The sequence below is a fragment of the Anaerostipes butyraticus genome, from assembly GCF_016586355.1.
GTDB classification, from domain to species: domain Bacteria; phylum Bacillota; class Clostridia; order Lachnospirales; family Lachnospiraceae; genus Anaerostipes; species Anaerostipes butyraticus.
Genome location: NZ_BLYI01000027.1, coordinates 234,566 through 254,682 on the forward strand (window position 1 = coordinate 234,566; position 20,117 = coordinate 254,682).

Here is a 20,117-nt window from a genome sequence, read left to right on the forward strand (position 1 = left end):
GGAGATAAAAACAGAGGAATGATCCGAACGATCACTCCTCTGTTAAAGTTCTGAAATATATTTCTGCAGCCTTTCTAAAAATTCACATGCTTCCATACCATCCATCTGTACATGATGGAACTGAAAAGATACCTGAAGTTTATATGTGGATCCCTCCTTACGATATCTTCCCCATATCATAAACGGATTGTTAAAAATACCGCTGTACATATTCATCACACCGTCAATTTCATATTTTACGAGACTGGACGTCCCGATGATCATATGATCCTCAATCTCATAATCTTCACAAGTCTCCCTTACCTTCTGTGTCAGTTCCAGATAGGTCTGATTGAATTCCTGCAGGTCTGAAAATCCTGGAATATCACAGGAATTGATTCCGCCGTCCCGGTTGGCGACAATTACATTGACCCCGATTTTCTCATATTCCATCATTTTCTTCCCAACAGGAAGAAGCTGAAATTCCTTCGTATCATTTGCCGCAAGACAAATACAGTAACACAGCAGCATATTGAGTTTGTATCCTGCTTTTTCCTGTCTCATCAGATTCGATATATCCAGAGTTTTAAAGATCGTAACCATAGGCATGGGCGCATCAATATACAGCTGCCAGCTTTTTGCCCGGTCCGTATCCATGGGATTTACTTCTCTCATCGTATTTCTCCTTAAAAATAATCATTCAAATCATTTGCTGTCTGTTCTGTTATCTGAAACACCATATGGATATCTCCTATTTCCAGATCAATATACGGCTGATCATACATCGTGATTTCACATACATCATATAGTTTCTCATCTGGTTTTGTTTCCCCAAATTTAATGGTTTCCTCCTGTGAGAATCCAAATGTTCCTGTCTTTTTTGCGTCATCCGGCAGTTCTCCCAGTTTCCAATGTTCCAGATCCAGAGCATTTACAAATTTTTTCAGATCTTTATCTTTCGTTATCGTCCTGGTTATTTTAGATGTATCTTCAGATACTACGGTTATCTCCTGCGCTTTGGAAAGTTCATCCTGATATTCTGATGCGTCAGAATTTTCATTTTTCTGACAGCCGCACATCAAAAAACATAAAACCGCAAGTATAAATAAAATTTTTCTCATATCAGTCTCTCTTTCTGTCTTTTTTTATTCTATCTCTCTACAACGACCGTCAGCATCACCAGATCTTCTGTTCCTGTATTAACAATGCTGTGCTCAGAACCTTTTGGGCAAACATGACACACACCTGCCTGAAGACTTTCTTTCTGGCCGTCACAGACTGCCTGCCCGATTCCTTCTATAATATAATTGATATCATCGCTTGTCTCATGTTTATGAAGCCCTATAGAACCCCCTGGATGAATCTTGCATGGAATAATCTTCCCTTTCTCGCTCCTATGCATCCTGGCCGACATTTGCCCTGTTCCTCCATTCATTCCCGGAATTTTCACTTCTGCAATTTCCTTAAAATCAATTTTCACAATAAGATTCTCCTGTTTATGCTGTAATATTGTCACATGATTCCAGTTTTTTGCACATCCAGATATGGGGACAGAATTCCTCATAATCTATATCTCCATACTGCAGATATCCCTGTTTCCCATAAAAATCTTTTGCCTGCAGCTGTGCATGAAGACAAATTTTACTGCCCTTCTCGTCCTTTATCGCTTCCTCTGCAGCTTTCAGAACCTTTGTGCCGATATTCTGTCCCCGGTATTCCTTCAGGACTGCAATCCTTCCTACTGTAAAATCTCCTGTTTCCTCATTCCGAAAAAACCTGCAGACAGCAATCGGATTTTCTCCGTCAAACAGAACAAGGTGTCTTGCATAAGAATCAATCTTATCAAATTCATCCTGAAATCCTTGTTCCTCTACAAAAACCGTTTTTCTGATTCTGACCGCTTCTTCCGGCAATGTATCATATATTTTAATGTCCATTTCTTGTCTCCTCATCTTCCGCTCAAATTCTTGGCTTTCATCTTTTCTTTTCATTGTCTGATTTCTCTTTCTTATGAGAATCCACAAATGACTGCCATGCATTTCCTTTCAGAATCATTGTATAACACAGCACAGCAATTCCGGCAATAATAAAAATAATTTCCAGCATTTTTCCTCACCTCCCGGCTGATTCACCCCTGCGATACTGAACGGTAAAATAAATCATACAGCAAAATGCCGCAAACGCACATCCCAGACTCGGGAAATACATCTCCTGCGGCAGTTTTGCAAAATATGGATGGCTGAATAAACATAATACAGCGAAGATGCAAAATACCAGAAAGCTCAAAAATATGCAGATCGGTTTCCTGCTTTTCGCAATCTCAACGGAATTTTCCCATTTCTTTTTCCGTTCCAGCACATACAGCAGCTGGCTCTCATTATCATATCCTTTCCCAAGAATATAAGTTCTCCTGCCTGTCCGTTTTTCCCCGTACTTTACCTGGCAGACCAGAGAATACGAACCGGGATGTTCTTTCATAACATCAACTTTCAGAATCTCTGTCATTCCAGCGGAACTAAACCCCTGACGCTCCGCCTGCTTTTTCAGGCCTGCCAATTCCTTCTGCGTTCGTAATGCCATTTGCATGGCGCCAATGATTCCCCTGCGGTATCCGATATACTGCCGAACATCCGAAACATACAATCTTCCCGCCGGGTCTTCATAAAAAATCATAGCGTCCCTCTGCAGGACACGTCCTAACCATACCGCAAAGAAAATGATAATTCCTGTCATTCCAGCGCACATCAAAAGAGAGATAATTTCCTTGTATTCATCCAATTCTATGATAATACGGGCGCATAGAAAAATGAGAAGAAACGCCAGCAGGATAATCCCTGCCATTCCTGCTGTTAAACGAATGACATAATGATTCTTTTCTTTCGTCTGCAGCGACATCCAGACTCTTGTCATATCCTGACTCCTTTATCAAAGAAATTCTTTTCGAAGCACCTCTTTTGGCGGTTCAATCTCATCCGCAATGGAATGTTCCGTCAATTCTGATAATATCTTTATCTTCTTATTCAGCATCGGTCTCATACAGTTTGGAACATGCTCCTGATGAGCTCTGTGGATTGCCACACATTCTTTACAGTTTCCGTGATAACGGCAGGCTTTCCTGCACGGACAGTGATCTTTATCCTTATATTCCTCACGAAACGCAGCGGCAAACTCTTCCTGAAGCCGGAGACCTTCCTGCCTGTTTCCTTTATGAAATTCTTTCATCGCGTCCAGTTCTTTTTGATTTCCTTCAATCTGCATTTCCTTTCCCCTTTATCTTCGATTTTATTTTTAAATTCCAAATGCCTTGTCATACTGAACCACGCCATTTAGATTCTCTGCCTTATCATTTAACCGGACTGCCATAAAATTTTCATCCGGCACATCGAAAGGTGATTTGATTCCATATCTGCGGGCAGGTACATATCCTGCTTTAGGATAATATTCTGCGTGATCCAGCACGACCGTATAATCGTATCCCAGCTTTCCGGCAGCCTCATGGCCTTTTGCCATCAGCGCAAGACCGATTCCCTTCTTCTGCCATTTCGGATGCACCGACAATGGCGCAAGAGCAAGTTCCTCTCTTCCGCCGATCATAATCTTTGAAAATAAAATTTGTCCGATGATCTTTCCATCCTCGACTGCCACCAGAGATAATTCCGGCACGAAAGATTCACTGTTCCTCAATGCTGTCACCAAGTCCTGTTCTGTGCCATCACTTTCTTCCGCAGTTTCAAAGGCTTTTTTTACCAGCTGATACACTTCTTCGTAATCTCTTTGCTCTTCCTGCCGTATTGTCATCTTTTACCTCCTGACAACATCCTTTTTATTTCCTTCACAATCGGCTCCAATGTCCTTTCATCCACAAAATTGACTTTTTGATTGTAGGTCTCTATCATGGCCTTTGTCTCCGCCGTCATCTCTTCCGGAGGCGTATTTTTTACAGAATTGTACAAAAGCTTCATCATCGTTTTATGTTTGAATGTAAGCTGTTTATAATCAATCCCTCCCCGAAGATGAAAGATCCTGGCTCTTTTATATGCATCATCCGGCATCTGTTTTTTAAGAGACTTTCTTATATTCTTTACATTTTCCGAATCGGCAGGATCTGCCAGGCCAACGGTAATCAGAATCAGCTCTGCCTCCTTTGGGAAATATTTCAGCGCATGTTTTAATCCTTTTACCCCGCCTGCGTATAAGCCTCCCAGATAAATCACCAGTTCACAGCCGGATACTTCCGCTGCCTGCTCATAACTGATCGGTTCTATGTCTGTCAGTTCCGACAGTTTTTCGGCATAAAAACGGGTTGTCCCATACTGTGAGCCATACACTATGATACTTTTCATGGATTTTCATCCTCCTTATGCTTTTTCAGCGGCCTCCTTTTATATATACATCAAAACTGTAGCCAGGATTATTATGATCCAGTCATTCAGTTCATCAATCATCTTTGACAGCTGTTTGTTCTGGGGATCTTTCTTTATGGCCTTTAATACTGCCTTCCATTGTTCCTGTTCATATTTCGAAAAATACTGCTTCAGATTCTTTGTTTTCTGCAGAAGAAAAATCAGCACTGTATCATGAGCCGTAATTTTGCTCTTATCCACAGCCGCAGACTTCATCTGATCCAGCAGTTCTTCTTTACTGTCCTTTTCAGAAAGATATATGACTTTTGTTCCAAACAGACCGCCTTCTCCTTTGGAAACCATGCCCTCCGCAGCCAGAGATTCTCCAATTTCTGTTATAAGCGGTTTCATCCTGATTCCGGCAGCATAATCCGTCATCATTCTGCTGACCGAACGGTTTTTTTCTTTCAGATACGCATAAATCGGTGTAAGATGCGCCAGTTCCTGCGGAAGATCACATGCCACTGTAATCCGTTTTTTGTCTACTGTTATAATTTCATTTAGAAGCAGATCCATAAAACACGCCGCTGTTAATCCCGCATTGGACTCCTCCCTGCGCATCGGCGGTATATACCCATTCTTATCCAGCACCAGCAAAAGATATTCCTGTGAAATTGATTTTCGATCCATAATTTTCCCTCCTTGCGATTTATAACGCAAGTATATCATTTAAAAAGGGAAATATAAGGAACAGTTCTCAAACGGCTGTCAGCGGTTCCTAAATGTCATTATGTTCTGATATCAATCAATGATCTGGTATCCAGCCTGCTTTAATATCTCCAGTGCTTTCTCATAATTTTCTTCCTTAGTCAGGATATAATCTGTATTATAGGTTGAAACTGCAAAAATACCGATTTCGTTTTGTGCCAGTAATCCTGCAATCCTCGCCAGAATTCCGATCAAAGAAAAATCCAGGATTCCCTGAATGCGGAATGCCCTCCAGCCGTCATCCCGTTCTGTTGCATTTTCCGGAACATTTTCTGTCATGCAGACCAGGGAATTCTCTTCCTCTGTCCTGCCGGTGAAACAAAACTCCTGATTGAAATCAACCATGGAATAATCCTCTACTTTGCATACAGAAAATTTATGTCTCAGTTTTTTTAATTCCATTATAATACCTTTCTAATGCCCTTTGTGCTTTTCCTTTCGTTTTTGCTGCTTCAGAATAAATTTCTGCCGTTTCCAGATCTCCTTTTTTTCTTTTCTCCTTCTCTGACATTCTTCTTTCAGCATCTCCCGCTGCTTCTGCAAAGCCTGCTGGGATTTTGTTCCGATTCCTGTCTGGCGCACCTGCCTTCTGGCGCTGCGCTGTCTGCGTTTGGGATTATCCGCCTTTTCCTTTCTGTCACTCTGAACCGGCGGACTGAACTCTAAGTCTTTATAATGTCTGAGAATAAAATCATATATCTCATATTCTTTTGGCTCTGCCCCAAATACAATTCTGCAGACAGACAGTTTCTCTCCTGTCCTCCGCTCAAAAACACCAATCCAGAACGGATCCTCAAAGAAAACTGTCAGCGTTTCATTTACTCTGTCCATAACGATTCCCTCCTTTAAAACTGTTATGGACAAAGAACGGACAACCCAGGAGGGGCAGGTTACTTACCCCGTCCGGGCAGGACAGGACGGCCGGGCTACCTACCGGCTCTAGCACATCTTTAAAGACGCACATTGCGTTTTTATCTTTGTCATATTTATGGTTTCTATCCTTAAGTATATCAGGATATTATCATATTGCAAACTATAATCTCTGAAAACCGATGCTGTTTTACAGCTTGAACAGTGCAGCTGCATTTCCATACAAAACAGCTTCCTTACATGATCTGAGGTCTTTTCTCTGATCCAGTATTTTTATCACTTTTTTCAGGTTTTCTTCTGCCGCAGAAGCCGGCGTAAACGGGAAATCACTGCCGTACATGATATGATCCGGCGTTGTCATGGTCAAAAGCAGATCCAGCAATTCAGCCGGATTCCCGGCAATATCGTAATACAGTTTTTCAAAACTTCCCTTAATATCGATGTCCTGCATCATCCCTTTAGGAACCAGAATATGGGAAATGCCAATAAACCTCTGATATATATTAGGCAGAAATGATCCGCAGTGAGGAATGATCCAGGTAATATTGGGGTAACGTTCTATTACGCCGTTTCCCACTAAATTCAACACAGCTCTGGTAGTATCTGCGATAAATTCAAAAAGCGGCGCCGGGCCGGCGGAGAAAACCCCTTCTTTTATCGGCTCCGGCCGATGCGGATGGATATTGCAGACAGCATGACGCTTGTCTGATTCAGCCATCAGCGGCTCTAGTGCAGGATCACCCGGATACAGGCCTCTGCTGTTGCTGGCAAATTTAATTCCATCGGCATCTAAAACATCCAGCGCATAGACTGCCTCTTCTGCTGCGGCGTCCACATCCGGAAGAGGCAGACATGCCTGAAATCCAAACCGGTCCGGATACTGTTTCTTAATTCCGGAAGCCTCCGTATTTAACTGACGGCAGGTTTCTATGGATTCTTTCTCTGCCCCCGAAAAGTATGGCTGCGGAGACGACAGGGCAATCAGCGACCACTCTATTCCGCATTGATCCATAAACTCCAGATGTTTTTCAACACTCCAGGGCGGCAGAGGAAATCCGTCTTCCATAGATGCTCCGTGTTTTTCTATCATATTCAGATAACTGTCTGTTGTAAAATGTGCATGTATATCAATGATTTTATTTTTCTCCATGTTTTTCCCCTTCCTTTTTATGTCTTTTCAGCAGACAAAATGTTTCCTGTATATCAACTCATACAATTCCGTTCTCTTCTTTATCAAAACAGGCTGAAAGATAAAACCTTCAGCCTGTTGATTCTCTTTATTCGATTGCTGTATCTATGAATGGTTCTGGTTGGAATCCATGATCGCAAAACCATAATGGGTATACATAGTTCCGTTATCAGAGTTCCATGCAGCATAGTATCTGTTTCCGGAAGCCTGGCTTCCAATATGAACATTGCTGATCACCGCATTCTTTACTGTCCCATCATTGTTATGTTCATAGCCTATGTTGTGATCGACATCATAAGATGTTGACTCATTTCCGCAGTTGCCATGGGCGAGACCATCCGCATAGACTCTGCTGCCATCCCACGTTGTATATCTATTTCCCGGCCAGCCATTTGTCCCATTAAAATATCTTGTGCTGGTGCCATCACCAATTTCCGTTGGCGAACTGCCCGGTATGGCACATACCAGTGTATAACACGCCGCCACATATTCATTTGGCGCAAATTCCTGAATCATCATTCTTGGGGTTTCCCATTTCTTTCTCATACCAAGTTCCTCCTTTGAGCGAAAACATCAAGCAACATCCATAAAAGCAGGTGGAATTTTTATTTTTCCATGGTATTTATGCTCCCCCAAATCATTATAAGCAACGCTAAAGTATAATTCAAGCCTTTCTTCCAAATCATGGAAATATTGTCATCATTTTATACTCCTGTTCTCCGGTATCAGGATCCATGCTCTTCTCCTGGACTGTAAATCCCTCCCGCAGGTAGAATTTCATCGCTTTCTCATTTTCAGCATATACATTTAAACTTAACTGTCCTTTTCTATTCTTCACAAAATCCAGCAGCTGTTTTCCAATTCCCTTAGAACGCTCCGTTCCGTCCACAAAAATGCCTTCTATATGATGTTCATTTAAACCAACAAATCCCTGAATTCCTTTCTCATCTTCCAAAACATAGATTTCGGCGGATGCCAGCATTTCTTTGACCATATCGAAGTGATCTTTCCAATATTCTTCCGCAATAAAAGAGTGTGCCTCCAGATTCCCGTTCAGCCAAATCTCTGCTACTCTGTCAAGATCTGCCTTTTGAAATTCTCTGATCATATTCTTTTCCCTCCAAAATACCCGATCAAAGACGGTTCATAATAATCAAAGGTCCTAAAAACCTCCTCTGCAATTTTCCTGATTTTATCTCCATCCGTCAGTGCCAGTTCCTCAAATTCCATGTTGTCCTCTATCCTGCATGATCTTATTGTTCTTCTTCATCCGGCTGCTGTCCGTCATGAGCTTTCCACTGGCATTCCATCAGTTCCATATTGGAAAATACCGCTTTAAAGGAAGAATCTTCCGGTGAACAGGCATAGATGCCAAAACGGATTCTGCCTTTTCCCTGATGCATATGACAAATCCGCATCTGCTCAAAATTCACCCCATCGGCCGAACACTCAATGCAGTAATCATCTTCCCTGCGGCTGAAACGATACCACATGGATTTTACAGACGCATCAATGACCGTTGTTGCCCAGTCAGAATATCCCTGATTTGTCACCACACTTCCTAAATGCTGGTATTCTTCATTTTCATATTCAATGGAACCTTTCAGCCAGTTCTCGCTGTCCAGATACATTACAATCCCGCACTGGTCAAACCGGTGATGGCTCTCCTGAAAATCTGTTTTCACTACGAAACTGAAATACTGCTCTTCTGTTTCCATCTGAAATACCGGCGCATTATCATTACGGAAATGATAGTATGTCCTCTGCCAAAGATCCGTGTGTGGCTTCGTCACAATTTCAACTGTATCTTTTCCTATTTTATAACTTTCAGGGTCCCTGATCCATTCAAATTTTGTTAAATCCATCTTTTCCATTCCTCTTTCACCTTTCCTTTTTAAAGAATTGTAATATCCGATCCCTCGATCCAAACCGCCTGATCATCCCGGAGAACTTTCAGTTCCATCTTATCTCCATATTTTTCTGTGATTCGTTTCGCTCCCGGCCCCATGCCTTCATTATCAATATGCGGCACGAGATAAAAATCTACCAGATTCAGCCCCGCATAATCCTTTAAATCCGGGGCTTTTTCCACGCTGTCTATCTCTGCGCAATATCCGATATCCGGACACATCACCACAGCTCCTGCTGACTCTCCGATATAAAGTTTTCCGTTGTTTATCTGATCTGTCAGAATCTGATCAGCTCCTGTTTCCCTCAATTCCTGCAGCAGAAAAAAAGTATTTCCGCCGCTGACAAAAATCAGATCATCCTTTGTCAGACTTTCCTTTATTTTCTGACAGGAAGCGGCGGAAATCTCTAATACATCCACTTCCAGTCCCAGACCGTTCAGTATTTTTGTCTCTTCTTCAACGATTCCCTCAATCTCTTCCGCAATGCTTGCTGTTGGAATATAGGTTACCACCTTTCCTGCCAGATCCGGCTCTGCTTTCTTCACCAGATCCGCAGAATGCTGCAGCATAGATACTAATAACATTTTCTTCATCTTCCTGTACTCCTTTGATCAGACTAACGTTCTTTTACCATAATATCATAACACGGATAGTCCCGACTTTCTTTTTATTTTTATGAAGATATTCTTCCATGCATTTTCCGCCGGTAGAAAATATAAGAGATTCCTCCCGGGATGCAGATCCAAAGCAATACAGCCGCAAGGGTTACCTGCTGAAAAGATTCTATCGTCAATGAACATGCAATATATAATAAAGCCAGAGGAAGGGAAATATAGCCTAAAATCCTGTGGGCAAGATTCCATGTTTCCTCATCTCTGATGGTCCATGGAAGCCTTAATCCGGTATGTCTCGTAAACGGAAGTTTCGGGGAGACAATGCCCGTAAAAATCATAATACATGCCGTCACAAACATCGCCGTCATTTTTTCTTCCTGCTCTGAAAACTGAAGCACGCCAGATGCCGTCAGCGCGGATAAAATGATTCCTGCCGCCAGAATGCAGATATTAAAGATCGTTGTGATTCGAAGAACCTTTAATTTTATATCATCTGTGGTGACACTGGTCATCAGAGCAAGGTTATGATACAAAATGAAAACCGCTGCCAGAATACATCCTCCTGATAATACAGCAGAAACCACCGGTTTATGAATCGCAAGCGCCGCCAGCATAGCCGCAAAAGACAGGAACAAAATCAGACCTCTTTTCTCACTGGCTCTTTTCACCAGATTTTCTTTCTCATTTTTCTTTGCCAGGACTGCATTGACACGCGCAAGTTCACTGGTCAGGTCTTTGACATCATCCTGTTCCATCTCAATTCCTAAAAGATCATGAACAGAAACATCCAGAATCTCCGCTATACGGATCAGCACTTCCGCGTCTGGAACAGACCGGCCGTTTTCCCATTTAGACACGGTCTGCCTTACTACATGGAGTTTTACTGCCATCTCCTCCTGACTGTACCCTTTTTCTTTCCGATACCGTTTGATATTATCGTTGATCATACGCAAAACATTCCTTTCAAAACACATTTTTGCTCCGAAGCTGCTTTTAATATATCCACAGAATGAATCTTTTTGCAAGCAACGATCATTAACATCGGACTTTTATCATGATACAGTCAATCTCATGATACCGGATTCTTCTTCGTTCTTCCTTATTAAGTGATTTTGTCACAGAAAAGCACAGGTCTGCTGATGTATGATAGAGCTGCAAAATTCATCAATTGAAAGGAGAACAAAACATGACTTCAATTCAAAAAAAACGAAAGGCATTTGTTGAAGCGTCATATTGTGTGGCTTGCGGCTGTTGTGTAAAAGTCTGTCCGCTGGGAGCCATTCAGATTATAGATGGCATCACCGCTCAGGTATCTATGGAAAAATGCGTCGGATGCGGTAAATGCGCAAAAGAATGTCCGGCCAGCGTAATTGAAATTCGGGAGGCAGAAGCATGAAAAAAAGATGGTATGATTATTTATGGATTTTTTCTCTTACTTATCTGATTTTAGGATTTTTTAATATTCTGTCTGCATGGCTGGGCCTGATCTGTTTTTTTGTTCCTCTGATCATTTCGCTGACGAAAGGAACAAAGGGATACTGCAATCGTTACTGCGGGAGAGGACAGCTGTTCGGACTGCTGGGCGGCCGATTTGGACTTTCCCGAAAAAAGGATATCCCAGGATGGATGAAACATAAATGGTTCCGATACGGATTTTTAATATTCTTTTTCGTAATGTTCTTCCTGATGCTTTGGAATACATATCTGGTATTTTCCGGCATTCAGAATCTGCAGCAGGTCGTAACTCTTTTATGGACTTTTAAAGTACCATGGCAGTGGGCCTATCACGGCACACTTTTCCATGCAGGAACAGCCCAGTTTGCCTTTGGATTTTACAGTGTAATGCTCACCTCCACGGTACTTGGACTGCTCACAATGATACTGTTTAAACCACGCAGCTGGTGTGTCTACTGTCCGATGGGGACAATGACACAGCTTATCTGTAAAGCAAAAAGTCAGCATTAACTGCGCTGCATTGTTATCCTCCTTACGCAAAGCCGGCTGGAACGATATATTCAAACAGCCGGTAATCCGTCCATCCGGTATCCTCATAAAACATGGCTGCAGTGCCCCGGTAAGCAAAGCCCATCTGAGTGTATACTCGTTCTGCCGGGATATTTCCGGCAAGAACGTCCAATCGGATTGCTTTTATTTTCTGCTCATGTGCTGTTTTGATTACTTTGCGGATCATCTGCTTTGCGATTCCTTCCCCGGAATACTCCGGATGAACTCCCAGTGCATGGATTACAAAAAGTTCTGAATCTTTCGCTTTGACAGACCACGAAATCTTTTGATAACCATCATTATATTCGTGGTTTACCGCCATACAGGCAGCAATACTTTCATTTATCTCTCCGATATACAAATGGTTGTTTTCGATAGAGTGAATCAAAAATTCCTGTGACGGATATACATCTTTTTCCCATCCCGGCTTATACTCTGCATCTTCCATTGCATCAATCAATGAATCATAAAAATCTCTGACCCGAACATAATCATTCCTGTCTGCGGTTCGGATTTTTAAAGCATTCTTTAAGTCCAGTTTTTCTTTCAACATGATATTTTTCATCCAGCAGTCTAAAAATTCAAGCTGTCTTTTTGTGTGAAACCAATGCTCTCCTTCTTCCATCACAGTAAGTCTGGCATTATGACAATTCACGAACTGCTCTATGGTCTCCCGGGATGTAAGATTATCTCTCTCTCCGTATAATATCTCTGTCGGTATGCCCCAGCAGATCGGATGTTCCCGCACAAAACATAAATATTCCCATGATAAAGTTTCACCAAAATCCGTCGGAATTTCTCCTTTCCCGACAAGTTCATCCTCTGATACCCCCGCCCAGCTCATCATATCAAGGATCAATTTCTCCATATCCACAATTGGCGAAATAAACAAGGCCTTTTCTATATGTTTTTTCTGTAAAGTATGCATTGCAAAATATGCTCCTATGCTGCTGGCAATGATAACTATACGCTGATACTTTTTATCTGCTTCATCATACGCCTGCCGTATCTTATCTTCTACGGTCCATGGGACGTCGACTTCATAGTCAATTCCTATTACATCAAATCCGGGACAGTTTTTCTTATATTGTTCTGCCTCCAGATAACTCCCGCCCTTTCCATGAATATATAAGACTGCGTCTCCGCCGTCAGACAATTTTTTCTGCAGATAAATCATATCGATCAGCTGAATCCCTGCTTCATAAATCGGATGATCGTAATGATCCGTAAAAAAATTTTTGATTCTGTGAGACCAGTGGAACCCGCATTTCTCGTAAAACGGAACAGTCAGAGGGCTGTCCCCGGTTCCGACCTGCAGCAAAGAATACTGTCCCCGGTACTGCTCCGAAATAAACTGAATCAGTTTCCTTCCGTATCCTTTTCCCTGGAATGCAGGCTCTGTAGCCATATTTTTCAATTCAAGAATTCCATTTCCTTCATCCGTAACGACACATTCACTCTTCACACTTCCATCGTCCAATAATATGTACATGGTTCCCCGTTCCAAATAACGATCGACCATATCTTCCTGTTCATCTGCCAGTAATAACAGGTGAAGATATTTTTTCTTATTTTCTCTGACTTCTCTGATTTCCATTTTGAGTCCTCTCACTGTTTTTTAAATTTCAGTCTGCCGGTTATTTTCTGTTGTGAAACCATCCTGCGATCCCTTCAAATGATGCAGTGCATCCGGATTGTTGGCGATGATCGCCCCAACTGTCTGACAGTGATTCAGTTCTGAACATTCACCGCATGTTGTTACCCTTTTTTCCAGAGCGCACTGCCGAATACCGCAGAGACTGTCACAATATACTGTTTTCACTCCATCCGCACGGCACCCTTCGCAATTAATATGTTCAGGCAGGATAGGCGCATTGTTTAACTCCGCCCATTTTTTTGCGGTTCTTTCCCGAAGTGCCTGATCATCATTGATGGTTGCGCGATATGCATCACATGTTTCACAGTCCAGTCCGCAGTATGCAATCATGTCCTTCATAACATTTACCTCCGTACTCTGATTCATATTTTCTTCTTCATACAAATGGACTCTGGCATATCCTGATATGGTCCATAGTTTGGAACAATAGTGTACCCGATTTTTTTGTACAAGGCCATCGCTGCTGTCAATGGCTCCCCGGATTCTAAAATCAGATAATGATATCCCTGTTCTCTGGCACGATCTTCCAGTAATTCCATCAGACTTTTAGATATTCCCTTTCCTCGATACTCCTTTTTTACAAACACTCTCTTAATCTCCGCACACTCATTATCATATTTTTTGAAACTGGCACTGCCAACAGGCAATTCATTGTCATATGCAACAATGACATCCTGAATATCATTTAATTGATTATAAGGAATATATTCTGCCCTGTTTTCTTCACCACCTGCGATTTCATTCAAAAACTCATCCCGTTCATGACACAATGTTATAAAATCGGCATTACCTCCATCTGTATACTTAAATCTCATTTTTATCCTTCCGCAGCTTACATTTTCTTTTTTCGTTCCCATGCAGCTGCCGCAAAGACTGCTATGCTGAATCCTGCAATGCAGACTGCCGTTGTGCCCCATGTCAATTTTGAATTTATAAAGCCAGTAAACCCGTTGATCACTGCTAAAACAATCAGGAATGCACATATCACTATAACAATCTTTGAAATCATCGTACTCTTTTTCATTACCGTCATCCTCACTTTCCCAATCTGCTTTCTTCTTCCGAATTCTTTCACAAAATCGCAGCAATCGCTTCCGGCGCTTCTTTATTGATTTCATGTCCGGCGCCGGGAACAATATGCAGTTCTGCCTGCGGTAAAAGTTTAGCCAGCCGTTTTGATGCTTTCAGATTTACAGTATCCTTTTCCCCGCAAATGATAATTACCGGACACATTATATCCTTTAATCCGGCACTGAAATCCAGAGTCCGCATGGAATGAGACAATTGAATGGCATCTTTCTTTGACATTCCCATATTGTCAAATGCTTTCTTTGGCATGCACCGGAATATGAAATTCTGAAAATCAATCATTCGAGTCGGAACTTTATACTGAGCACCAATAAGAACCAGAGAATCCACCTTATTCCTGTGACGAATCGTATAATCAAGCGCAAGAAGCCCTCCTAATGATAAACCACAGATACAGAAAATTTCAGTCTCTTTTTCATATCGTTTTTCCAGTTTTTTCAATATTTCGGAATAGGACATATCTCCCTCCGGCAGTGAAAATAGTTCCGGACAGTCAATATCTGATAACGAGGCCTGTTGAATCACAGCCCGCCAGTCATCCGCTGTCTGTCCAAGGCCATGCAAAAAAATTGTTTTCATTCTCCTTCTGCGTCCTCCTTCTTCCTGCAAGATAAATGATCTAAATCAAAACATACGCTTTTTCTGTTCCGGACGCAGACCATTACAGGGGATAAAATGCAACAAAGAAAAACTGCTGCAGTACCGGTTGTCGGAACAATGAGTACCAGATAAAAATGACATTACCTGCACTTCTTTTTCAACCAGCATTCTCTATATAACAATTCCATAAACGACCTGTTTTATTCTATTGTTACTCGAAAACGACATTTCTTTGCTCCACCTAAAACTGTTTCTATTGTTTTTACCGTAATCGTTTTATCCGGCAGCAATTGTTCCAGAATATACAACACACTTTGCCTGGAACATTCACAATGTTTTGCGCTGCCTACTTTTCCAGATAATACTTCAGAGCATACACACTTTGGATAACCAATTTCATATACATGCCCTGATTCTATTACTTTTCCGAAGAAACTTTCTGTATTTCCATATTTTTTATATTGTTCGTCTAAACTGCAGCCACATTCTTCGAATTGACCCTTTTGTAATGGCAGCACAGTATCCTTTACACAATTTATAGCTTTGTTTTTATAATCTATTTTATTTGACAAATACTTTACTCCTCTTCTATCTATTCATTTTGGCAGCTGGGTTTGTGAATTTTTGAATTAATGGATGAAATAAGCTTCTTTATCAATTATTTCTTTCCCCTATTTTTAAAATTAGGCAGACATCCCACTATTACGCCGCATGCTATACCAAGGGCAAGGTCGTCCAGCAGGAGTCCAAACGCCACTCCCAAACTTAATCCCACTGCCAGATAATTATTTGAACTATGATCCTTTTTCTTATTTTTATCTTTATTGTCCTGCATTCCCATTTTTCTTACTATATCTCTTCCCGTTTTCTTCATTCAACTGATCCCATATTCTGTCATCTATTTTTCTGTCTTTATAATAATATTTCCTGTCATGCCCGCTAATTTCGCGCAGGACTCTGCATGGATTCCCAGCAGCCAGAACATTGGCGGGAAGATCTTTCGTAACAACGCTTCCTGCGCCTACAATTGTGTGATCTCCAATTGTCACACCAGGTAAAATAATCGCACCTGAGCCAAGCCAGCAGTTTTTTCCAATATGAATCGATACATTGTATTGAAATCCTTCCCTGCGAAGTTCCGGCAAAATAGGATGTGTTCCTGCAGCGATTACTACATTCGGCCCGATCATTGTATCGTCTCCTATATAAATATGTGTGTCATCTACCAATGTCAGATTAAAATTGGCATAAACATTTTGCCCCAGATGAACATAATGTCCGCCCCAGTTTGCATGCAGCGGCGGTTCAATATAACAGCCCTCTCCTATCTCCGCAAACAGCTCTTTCAGCAGTTTCTCTCTCTTCTTCGTTTCCTTTGGACGTGTATGATTATAATCATATAATTTCTCCATATATTTCTGTTGTTCTTCCAGTAATTCTTTATCTGCCGCCTGATAAAGTTCCACATTATGCATTTTATCTTTATTTGTCACACCCACTGCTCCTTTACTCTTATCTTTTCTTTTGATACGCTTTATCTCCTTCCAGCCTCTCTCAGAACTTTATCTTCATTTTTCTCCTCTGATTTTAATCATATTTCTCAATTTTTACCGTGGCGATTGCAGACTGGCCGGCATCACCTGTTATCAGATTCTGCTGCCCTGGCACTAACATCATAAAACCATCTTCTCCATATCGTTTTTCACTGCCCCGCGCATACTCTTCCTCCACCGAAATATACTGAACTTCTCCTATGATCATCGATGTGATCCCCGCCCCGCTTAAGTCTTTCATTTCTTTCAGACTGCATTCGATGTTCATAAAAGCCTCCCGGATCAAAGGCGCATGAATCGTCTCCGCCTCTTCCATTGTAAAATTTCCCACGGCAAATTCATCCTCTGCCTCTTCATTATGATGGATCGTGTCCACCAGTCTGTCATAATAGCTGACAGGCAGAAAATTAATACAGAAGCATCGATCCCTTTGAATATTGGCATAAGTATGCGTATGCTGGTACAGATTTCCCATGACTGCAAAAAACGCCGTCTTATCTCCGTGAAAACAGCTCCATCCATGAAAACACACATTTGGTTTTCCGTTTTTCTTCCATGTCGTTATGGCAAATAAAACATTTGGAATTCCCGATGTTGTCTCAAAATGAGAAAACAATTCAAACTCTTCCGGATACAAGGATTTAAAATAACGTGGAAATTCCTTTCCAATTCCAATTTTCATACCGACACCTCCTCATTCGCGCCGTTTCATTTTCTTTGTCCTTTGCATCTTTTTCACAGGGTATCTATTTTTGTTCCAAACTGGAATCTATGAATCTGAATCCAACTGACGAAAGATTTTGTCCATATTGGAATAAAACAATGGCAAATCTAACTTTTTCTCTTTTCCCGTCTTATAGATACTTCTGCATGTATACATAATGTCATTTATATCATTATGCAGTGTCATAATTCTGCTTGTAAGTTCATTTCCCGAAAACATCTGTTTCATAATGATCCCTGCAATAGCAGAAGGTACTCTATAAGGGAGAAGTTCATTTTTATACAATCCCAGATTGACTCCCCGGGCTTTTACCACTTTGACAGTTTCTCTGATTGATTTTACTGCGATCGCTAATGCACGGGAATCTTTCATAAGATCAATCGCAAGCTGTTTTGGGTCATCAATGTTTCCTTCTCTTGCAGCAGTCGAAGTAACACCAGCATTTATTGCCATGTGAATCCATATCCACTCCACCATATCATAAGGAATTTCTGTTTTTATGTCTGCTGATTTCAGAAGTCCTTCCAAATCTTTATAATTTGAAATCATTGCTTTTTCTTCACTTTCAAGCATTATATGATCAAACAGTACACAGTTCAGCTTTTGCCCCATCATGTTTCCGCCTGCTGTCGGAAATCCTATAATATATTTATAATTACCGGTCATTTCTTCAATTTCTTCACGACGGTTCCAAAAGTTACAGAATAATACCAGACTTCCTGTCACATTATTTTTTGAAAGTGTTTCTATGGCATCTTTTATTCTCCCACTTGCAACACTTAAAAAGATGAAGTCATAACTCGTATCTGGCTTCGCCAGCTTTACCGTGTATATATCTGTTTTCTCTTCTCCTTTATTGTCATACCTTCCATCTAATATCGTTATATCTAATTTCAGCGAAACATCCTGCTTTTTATTTTCTCTGACTAAATGTTCGACCTGATGTCCTGCTTTTTGGAATGCATATCCATAAGTTGTCCCTATTACGCCTAGTCCTAAAATACATATTTTCATTTCATACCTCTGTTCATTCTGTCATTTATGCTCTTAATTATCTCAGCAGATAAGATGGAAGGTTCAAGTTCTTTATCGCCAATTCTATACTGCATCTTTCTAAACACCTTTCCTAAATTTCATACTCCTTTAATTTTTCACAGTAGAATTTTCACAGATTTTGTGAAGCTTATTTTTTAATAACCTCATTATCTGGATCTGTGTCGTCATCTTCCACATAAAAATACAAAAAATCCTCTGAAAAAATCACCCGGGCGTTTTTTCCCCGGTAATATTCCTGTATGCACATTATCGTCTGTTCTTTCATATCCTGCGTCAGGCAGCATTCACCCGGAGGCTCAATACAGGCTGTTGTTTCATTCTTATAATCAATATGATACCTTGAATTCAGCTTCTTCAGTTCGTCATTTAAAAGTACAAGATCTGCAAATTCTATTTTCATCGTCTTCCTCCTGCCGGCGGCGATATTACATTCGAAACTCCCTGATTTTTTTGCAAGCCGGACTTTCTAAAAGATGCCGTGGTTATATTTTATCTGCCCGTATATCATAATGCAGAGTCCAACAACAAATGTGACGCATGCCGGAATTCCGCTCTCAACTGAAACTGTAAACACGCCGATCACTCCTGAAACGGTCATTCCAATTCCCATTAATATCATTGCCTTTCCCATAACGCTTGTGTATGCTTTTTTATCTTTTTCTTTTACCTTTGTATAATGGTAATCATGCATCACATTAATTTTTTCTTTTTTCCACAGCAGATAGCCCAGGTATAAAAACAATGCGCTGCATCCTTCCATCACAACGAAAAAGAGTACATTTTCCATATCACATCACCCTTTCTTCTTAAGTCCATTATAGCGGAGGATATTCCGCCGGGCAAGAAATCCCGCAGTGATAATACAATTTTTATTCCTTCGAAAATTAACATAAAATATAGGTTAATTGAAACTAATTTTAAATATCATATCCAGACCACTTATTCCAAACCGGATATAAGGCTCATCATAAAGAGTAACAGCTGCCGCATCATATAATCTTCCATCCATCTCAGTCTGCCCGTTTTTCACGGTCTTTTCTTCAATTTTCAATGCCGATTAACGGCTTTTCTACTTAGTAATTTCTATTTTTTCATTCTCCGTTCCCGGATTTCTTTGAATCACAGTATAGAATAATGTCTTATGCTCCACTACATCTTCGCCATAACTTTTTTCATAACTAAATCTGGGAACCTGATGAAACTGCGCCGCGGCAATATAATCCATCATGGTAAAAATTCCCAATAACGCAATGATACATCCGGCAATACTCAATATTCGCAGAATTCTTTTTGTAAAAGCAGCCTTAAGCATGAAATATATGCCGATGATCAACGTCATTCCTCCAACGACCGCATAAATACTTCCCCAGCTGCTTTCATTTGGAACTGCTGCAAAAGCAGAAATCATAATGAAAACGCCAAATACCATAAGAATCACACTCACTGCTTTTTGTCTCTCTCTGCTGAGTTCATTTTTGCTGTATTCTGCCATTTTCACCGCTGTACTTTTCGTTTCCTGACCCATATCCTCACTTTTCCTTTCTCCATCAATAATCTCAGCTATACTGACCTGATAAAATTCTGATAGTTCCACTAACAAACTAATATCCGGCATATTTCTTCCGGTTTCCCATCTGGATATTGTTCTGGTGGATACATTCAGTGTTTCAGCCAGATTTTCCTGCGTTATATTTTTTTCTTTACGCAATGTTTTTAAAAACTGGCCTGTTTTCTTCTGATCCATTCTCTGTACCTCCCTGG

At 40.9% G+C, this 20,117-nt stretch carries 34 protein-coding genes and 1 pseudogene; 2 read left to right on the top strand and 33 right to left on the bottom strand.

Annotation, left to right across the window (positions count from 1 at the left end; genetic code table 11):
- Positions 1-42: 42 nt before the first annotated feature.
- The 19 genes from JMF81_RS06535 to JMF81_RS06615 form a co-directional block, all read right to left on the bottom strand.
- Positions 43-654, bottom strand: coding sequence for a CatA-like O-acetyltransferase, family 2 (locus JMF81_RS06535; protein WP_201310647.1), 612 nt, complete (start codon positions 652-654; stop codon positions 43-45).
- An 11-nt stretch (positions 655-665) separates the two neighbouring features.
- On the bottom strand, positions 666-1,100 hold the full coding sequence (locus JMF81_RS06540) for a hypothetical protein (protein ID WP_201310648.1): 435 nt from the start codon (positions 1,098-1,100) through the stop codon (positions 666-668).
- Positions 1,101-1,129: 29 nt separating this feature from the next.
- Complete coding sequence (locus JMF81_RS06545) at positions 1,130-1,459, bottom strand: cupin domain-containing protein (RefSeq protein ID WP_201310649.1); 330 nt, start codon at positions 1,457-1,459, stop codon at positions 1,130-1,132.
- A 16-nt stretch (positions 1,460-1,475) separates the two neighbouring features.
- Positions 1,476-1,916, bottom strand: coding sequence for a GNAT family N-acetyltransferase (locus JMF81_RS06550; protein WP_201310650.1), 441 nt, complete (start codon positions 1,914-1,916; stop codon positions 1,476-1,478).
- Between the two features lie 37 nt (positions 1,917-1,953).
- Entirely contained in the window at positions 1,954-2,085 is a 132-nt protein-coding gene (locus JMF81_RS16515; RefSeq protein ID WP_274954632.1) for a hypothetical protein, read from the bottom strand.
- A 6-nt stretch (positions 2,086-2,091) separates the two neighbouring features.
- Entirely contained in the window at positions 2,092-2,889 is a 798-nt protein-coding gene (locus tag JMF81_RS06555; RefSeq protein WP_201310651.1) for a hypothetical protein, read from the bottom strand.
- A gap of 15 nt (positions 2,890-2,904) precedes the next feature.
- Complete coding sequence (locus JMF81_RS06560; protein WP_201310652.1) at positions 2,905-3,237, bottom strand: LPS biosynthesis protein; 333 nt, start codon at positions 3,235-3,237, stop codon at positions 2,905-2,907.
- Positions 3,238-3,267: 30 nt separating this feature from the next.
- The gene (locus JMF81_RS06565) at positions 3,268-3,777 is read right to left on the bottom strand and encodes a GNAT family N-acetyltransferase (protein WP_201310653.1); all 510 of its coding nucleotides are present in this window, start codon (positions 3,775-3,777) and stop codon (positions 3,268-3,270) included.
- The gene (locus JMF81_RS06570; protein ID WP_201310654.1) at positions 3,774-4,322 is read right to left on the bottom strand and encodes a flavodoxin domain-containing protein; all 549 of its coding nucleotides are present in this window, start codon (positions 4,320-4,322) and stop codon (positions 3,774-3,776) included. The genes JMF81_RS06565 and JMF81_RS06570 overlap by 4 nt, the downstream gene beginning before the upstream one ends.
- 39 nt (positions 4,323-4,361) lie before the next feature.
- Entirely contained in the window at positions 4,362-5,012 is a 651-nt protein-coding gene (locus JMF81_RS06575; protein ID WP_201310655.1) for a GOLPH3/VPS74 family protein, read from the bottom strand.
- A 111-nt stretch (positions 5,013-5,123) separates the two neighbouring features.
- Positions 5,124-5,492: an ACT domain-containing protein gene (locus JMF81_RS06580; RefSeq protein WP_201310656.1), complete on the bottom strand. Its 369-nt coding sequence runs from the start codon at positions 5,490-5,492 to the stop codon at positions 5,124-5,126.
- Between the two features lie 12 nt (positions 5,493-5,504).
- The gene (locus JMF81_RS06585) at positions 5,505-5,921 is read right to left on the bottom strand and encodes a YjdF family protein (RefSeq protein WP_201310657.1); all 417 of its coding nucleotides are present in this window, start codon (positions 5,919-5,921) and stop codon (positions 5,505-5,507) included.
- Between the two features lie 229 nt (positions 5,922-6,150).
- Positions 6,151-7,110: an amidohydrolase family protein gene (locus JMF81_RS06590; RefSeq protein WP_201310658.1), complete on the bottom strand. Its 960-nt coding sequence runs from the start codon at positions 7,108-7,110 to the stop codon at positions 6,151-6,153.
- A 144-nt stretch (positions 7,111-7,254) separates the two neighbouring features.
- Positions 7,255-7,695, bottom strand: a complete 441-nt coding sequence (locus JMF81_RS06595; RefSeq protein ID WP_201310659.1) for a hypothetical protein — start codon at positions 7,693-7,695, stop codon at positions 7,255-7,257.
- Positions 7,696-7,831: 136 nt separating this feature from the next.
- The gene (locus tag JMF81_RS06600) at positions 7,832-8,257 is read right to left on the bottom strand and encodes a GNAT family N-acetyltransferase (protein ID WP_201310660.1); all 426 of its coding nucleotides are present in this window, start codon (positions 8,255-8,257) and stop codon (positions 7,832-7,834) included.
- The gene (locus JMF81_RS16520) at positions 8,254-8,379 is read right to left on the bottom strand and encodes a hypothetical protein (protein ID WP_279323885.1); all 126 of its coding nucleotides are present in this window, start codon (positions 8,377-8,379) and stop codon (positions 8,254-8,256) included. The genes JMF81_RS06600 and JMF81_RS16520 overlap by 4 nt, the downstream gene beginning before the upstream one ends.
- Before the next feature lie 23 nt (positions 8,380-8,402).
- Complete coding sequence (locus JMF81_RS06605) at positions 8,403-9,014, bottom strand: DUF1349 domain-containing protein (protein WP_201310740.1); 612 nt, start codon at positions 9,012-9,014, stop codon at positions 8,403-8,405.
- A 29-nt stretch (positions 9,015-9,043) separates the two neighbouring features.
- Positions 9,044-9,652 carry a Type 1 glutamine amidotransferase-like domain-containing protein gene (locus JMF81_RS06610; RefSeq protein WP_201310661.1) on the bottom strand — a complete coding sequence of 203 codons (609 nt, stop codon included), beginning with the start codon at positions 9,650-9,652 and terminating at the stop codon, positions 9,044-9,046.
- An 80-nt stretch (positions 9,653-9,732) separates the two neighbouring features.
- On the bottom strand, positions 9,733-10,620 hold the full coding sequence (locus JMF81_RS06615; protein ID WP_201310662.1) for an XRE family transcriptional regulator: 888 nt from the start codon (positions 10,618-10,620) through the stop codon (positions 9,733-9,735).
- 239 nt (positions 10,621-10,859) lie between these two features.
- Between JMF81_RS06615 and JMF81_RS06620 the strand changes: the two genes are divergently transcribed.
- Entirely contained in the window at positions 10,860-11,069 is a 210-nt protein-coding gene (locus JMF81_RS06620) for an ATP-binding protein (protein WP_201310663.1), read from the top strand.
- Positions 11,066-11,638, top strand: a complete 573-nt coding sequence (locus tag JMF81_RS06625) for a 4Fe-4S binding protein (protein ID WP_201310664.1) — start codon at positions 11,066-11,068, stop codon at positions 11,636-11,638. The genes JMF81_RS06620 and JMF81_RS06625 overlap by 4 nt, the downstream gene beginning before the upstream one ends.
- A gap of 22 nt (positions 11,639-11,660) precedes the next feature.
- Here the strand turns inward: JMF81_RS06625 and JMF81_RS16900 are convergent, their stop codons facing one another.
- The 14 genes and pseudogenes from JMF81_RS16900 to JMF81_RS06690 all read right to left on the bottom strand — a co-directional run bounded on the left by JMF81_RS16900 (position 11,661) and on the right by JMF81_RS06690 (position 20,100).
- Positions 11,661-12,854: a GNAT family N-acetyltransferase gene (locus tag JMF81_RS16900; RefSeq protein ID WP_378171627.1), complete on the bottom strand. Its 1,194-nt coding sequence runs from the start codon at positions 12,852-12,854 to the stop codon at positions 11,661-11,663.
- A pseudogene (locus JMF81_RS16775) lies at positions 12,831-13,274 on the bottom strand (GNAT family N-acetyltransferase); the annotation flags it as partial. The pseudogene JMF81_RS16775 and the gene JMF81_RS16900, both read right to left, overlap by 24 nt.
- A 21-nt stretch (positions 13,275-13,295) precedes the next feature.
- Entirely contained in the window at positions 13,296-13,673 is a 378-nt protein-coding gene (locus JMF81_RS06635; protein WP_201310666.1) for a DUF3795 domain-containing protein, read from the bottom strand.
- A 23-nt stretch (positions 13,674-13,696) separates the two neighbouring features.
- A complete protein-coding gene (locus JMF81_RS06640; RefSeq protein ID WP_243282554.1) occupies positions 13,697-14,149 on the bottom strand; it encodes a GNAT family N-acetyltransferase in 453 nt (150 codons plus the stop codon).
- 17 nt (positions 14,150-14,166) lie between these two features.
- Complete coding sequence (locus JMF81_RS06645; RefSeq protein ID WP_201310668.1) at positions 14,167-14,358, bottom strand: hypothetical protein; 192 nt, start codon at positions 14,356-14,358, stop codon at positions 14,167-14,169.
- A gap of 47 nt (positions 14,359-14,405) precedes the next feature.
- Entirely contained in the window at positions 14,406-15,002 is a 597-nt protein-coding gene (locus JMF81_RS06650) for an alpha/beta fold hydrolase (RefSeq protein WP_201310669.1), read from the bottom strand.
- A gap of 221 nt (positions 15,003-15,223) precedes the next feature.
- On the bottom strand, positions 15,224-15,595 hold the full coding sequence (locus JMF81_RS06655) for a hypothetical protein (protein WP_243282555.1): 372 nt from the start codon (positions 15,593-15,595) through the stop codon (positions 15,224-15,226).
- Positions 15,596-15,681: 86 nt separating this feature from the next.
- Positions 15,682-15,858, bottom strand: coding sequence for a hypothetical protein (locus tag JMF81_RS06660; protein ID WP_201310670.1), 177 nt, complete (start codon positions 15,856-15,858; stop codon positions 15,682-15,684).
- Positions 15,845-16,516 carry a sugar O-acetyltransferase gene (locus JMF81_RS06665; RefSeq protein WP_243282556.1) on the bottom strand — a complete coding sequence of 224 codons (672 nt, stop codon included), beginning with the start codon at positions 16,514-16,516 and terminating at the stop codon, positions 15,845-15,847. Before JMF81_RS06665 ends, JMF81_RS06660 begins: the two co-directional genes overlap by 14 nt.
- A 94-nt stretch (positions 16,517-16,610) precedes the next feature.
- A complete protein-coding gene (locus tag JMF81_RS06670; RefSeq protein ID WP_201310671.1) occupies positions 16,611-17,258 on the bottom strand; it encodes a flavin reductase family protein in 648 nt (215 codons plus the stop codon).
- 87 nt (positions 17,259-17,345) lie between these two features.
- Positions 17,346-18,314: a ketopantoate reductase family protein gene (locus JMF81_RS06675; protein ID WP_201310672.1), complete on the bottom strand. Its 969-nt coding sequence runs from the start codon at positions 18,312-18,314 to the stop codon at positions 17,346-17,348.
- Positions 18,315-18,483: 169 nt separating this feature from the next.
- Entirely contained in the window at positions 18,484-18,756 is a 273-nt protein-coding gene (locus JMF81_RS06680) for a hypothetical protein (RefSeq protein ID WP_201310673.1), read from the bottom strand.
- Positions 18,757-18,822: 66 nt separating this feature from the next.
- Positions 18,823-19,143 carry a DUF3784 domain-containing protein gene (locus JMF81_RS06685; protein ID WP_201310674.1) on the bottom strand — a complete coding sequence of 107 codons (321 nt, stop codon included), beginning with the start codon at positions 19,141-19,143 and terminating at the stop codon, positions 18,823-18,825.
- A 282-nt stretch (positions 19,144-19,425) separates the two neighbouring features.
- Positions 19,426-20,100, bottom strand: a complete 675-nt coding sequence (locus tag JMF81_RS06690) for a helix-turn-helix domain-containing protein (RefSeq protein WP_201310675.1) — start codon at positions 20,098-20,100, stop codon at positions 19,426-19,428.
- Positions 20,101-20,117: the final 17 nt, after the last annotated feature.

Bases quoted from the DNA above. Each gene is read 5' to 3' on its own strand.
- JMF81_RS06595 (WP_201310659.1), bottom strand. From the start codon at position 7,695: ATGAGAAAGAAATGGGAAACCCCAAGAATGATGATTCAGGAATTTGCG.
- JMF81_RS06605 (WP_201310740.1), bottom strand. From the start codon at position 9,014: ATGGATTTAACAAAATTTGAATGGATCAGGGACCCTGAAAGTTATAAA.
- JMF81_RS06640 (WP_243282554.1), bottom strand. From the start codon at position 14,149: ATGAGATTTAAGTATACAGATGGAGGTAATGCCGATTTTATAACATTG.
- JMF81_RS06645 (WP_201310668.1), bottom strand. From the start codon at position 14,358: ATGAAAAAGAGTACGATGATTTCAAAGATTGTTATAGTGATATGTGCA.
- JMF81_RS06615 (WP_201310662.1), bottom strand. From the start codon at position 10,620: ATGATCAACGATAATATCAAACGGTATCGGAAAGAAAAAGGGTACAGT.
- JMF81_RS06540 (WP_201310648.1), bottom strand. From the start codon at position 1,100: ATGAGAAAAATTTTATTTATACTTGCGGTTTTATGTTTTTTGATGTGC.
- JMF81_RS06570 (WP_201310654.1), bottom strand. From the start codon at position 4,322: ATGAAAAGTATCATAGTGTATGGCTCACAGTATGGGACAACCCGTTTT.
- JMF81_RS06625 (WP_201310664.1), top strand. From the start codon at position 11,066: ATGAAAAAAAGATGGTATGATTATTTATGGATTTTTTCTCTTACTTAT.
- JMF81_RS06660 (WP_201310670.1), bottom strand. From the start codon at position 15,858: ATGCAGGACAATAAAGATAAAAATAAGAAAAAGGATCATAGTTCAAAT.
- JMF81_RS06585 (WP_201310657.1), bottom strand. From the start codon at position 5,921: ATGGACAGAGTAAATGAAACGCTGACAGTTTTCTTTGAGGATCCGTTC.
- JMF81_RS06575 (WP_201310655.1), bottom strand. From the start codon at position 5,012: ATGGATCGAAAATCAATTTCACAGGAATATCTTTTGCTGGTGCTGGAT.
- JMF81_RS06670 (WP_201310671.1), bottom strand. From the start codon at position 17,258: ATGAAAATTGGAATTGGAAAGGAATTTCCACGTTATTTTAAATCCTTG.
- JMF81_RS06675 (WP_201310672.1), bottom strand. From the start codon at position 18,314: ATGAAAATATGTATTTTAGGACTAGGCGTAATAGGGACAACTTATGGA.
- JMF81_RS06555 (WP_201310651.1), bottom strand. From the start codon at position 2,889: ATGACAAGAGTCTGGATGTCGCTGCAGACGAAAGAAAAGAATCATTAT.
- JMF81_RS06560 (WP_201310652.1), bottom strand. From the start codon at position 3,237: ATGCAGATTGAAGGAAATCAAAAAGAACTGGACGCGATGAAAGAATTT.
- JMF81_RS06680 (WP_201310673.1), bottom strand. From the start codon at position 18,756: ATGAAAATAGAATTTGCAGATCTTGTACTTTTAAATGACGAACTGAAG.
- JMF81_RS06550 (WP_201310650.1), bottom strand. From the start codon at position 1,916: ATGGACATTAAAATATATGATACATTGCCGGAAGAAGCGGTCAGAATC.
- JMF81_RS06690 (WP_201310675.1), bottom strand. From the start codon at position 20,100: ATGGATCAGAAGAAAACAGGCCAGTTTTTAAAAACATTGCGTAAAGAA.
- JMF81_RS06610 (WP_201310661.1), bottom strand. From the start codon at position 9,652: ATGAAGAAAATGTTATTAGTATCTATGCTGCAGCATTCTGCGGATCTG.
- JMF81_RS06620 (WP_201310663.1), top strand. From the start codon at position 10,860: ATGACTTCAATTCAAAAAAAACGAAAGGCATTTGTTGAAGCGTCATAT.
- JMF81_RS06580 (WP_201310656.1), bottom strand. From the start codon at position 5,492: ATGGAATTAAAAAAACTGAGACATAAATTTTCTGTATGCAAAGTAGAG.
- JMF81_RS06600 (WP_201310660.1), bottom strand. From the start codon at position 8,257: ATGATCAGAGAATTTCAAAAGGCAGATCTTGACAGAGTAGCAGAGATT.
- JMF81_RS06650 (WP_201310669.1), bottom strand. From the start codon at position 15,002: ATGAAAACAATTTTTTTGCATGGCCTTGGACAGACAGCGGATGACTGG.
- JMF81_RS06685 (WP_201310674.1), bottom strand. From the start codon at position 19,143: ATGGAAAATGTACTCTTTTTCGTTGTGATGGAAGGATGCAGCGCATTG.
- JMF81_RS06635 (WP_201310666.1), bottom strand. From the start codon at position 13,673: ATGAAGGACATGATTGCATACTGCGGACTGGACTGTGAAACATGTGAT.
- JMF81_RS16515 (WP_274954632.1), bottom strand. From the start codon at position 2,085: ATGCTGGAAATTATTTTTATTATTGCCGGAATTGCTGTGCTGTGTTAT.
- JMF81_RS16520 (WP_279323885.1), bottom strand. From the start codon at position 8,379: ATGGAATTTGAGGAACTGGCACTGACGGATGGAGATAAAATCAGGAAA.
- JMF81_RS06590 (WP_201310658.1), bottom strand. From the start codon at position 7,110: ATGGAGAAAAATAAAATCATTGATATACATGCACATTTTACAACAGAC.
- JMF81_RS16900 (WP_378171627.1), bottom strand. From the start codon at position 12,854: ATGATTTATCTGCAGAAAAAATTGTCTGACGGCGGAGACGCAGTCTTA.
- JMF81_RS06535 (WP_201310647.1), bottom strand. From the start codon at position 654: ATGAGAGAAGTAAATCCCATGGATACGGACCGGGCAAAAAGCTGGCAG.
- JMF81_RS06565 (WP_201310653.1), bottom strand. From the start codon at position 3,777: ATGACAATACGGCAGGAAGAGCAAAGAGATTACGAAGAAGTGTATCAG.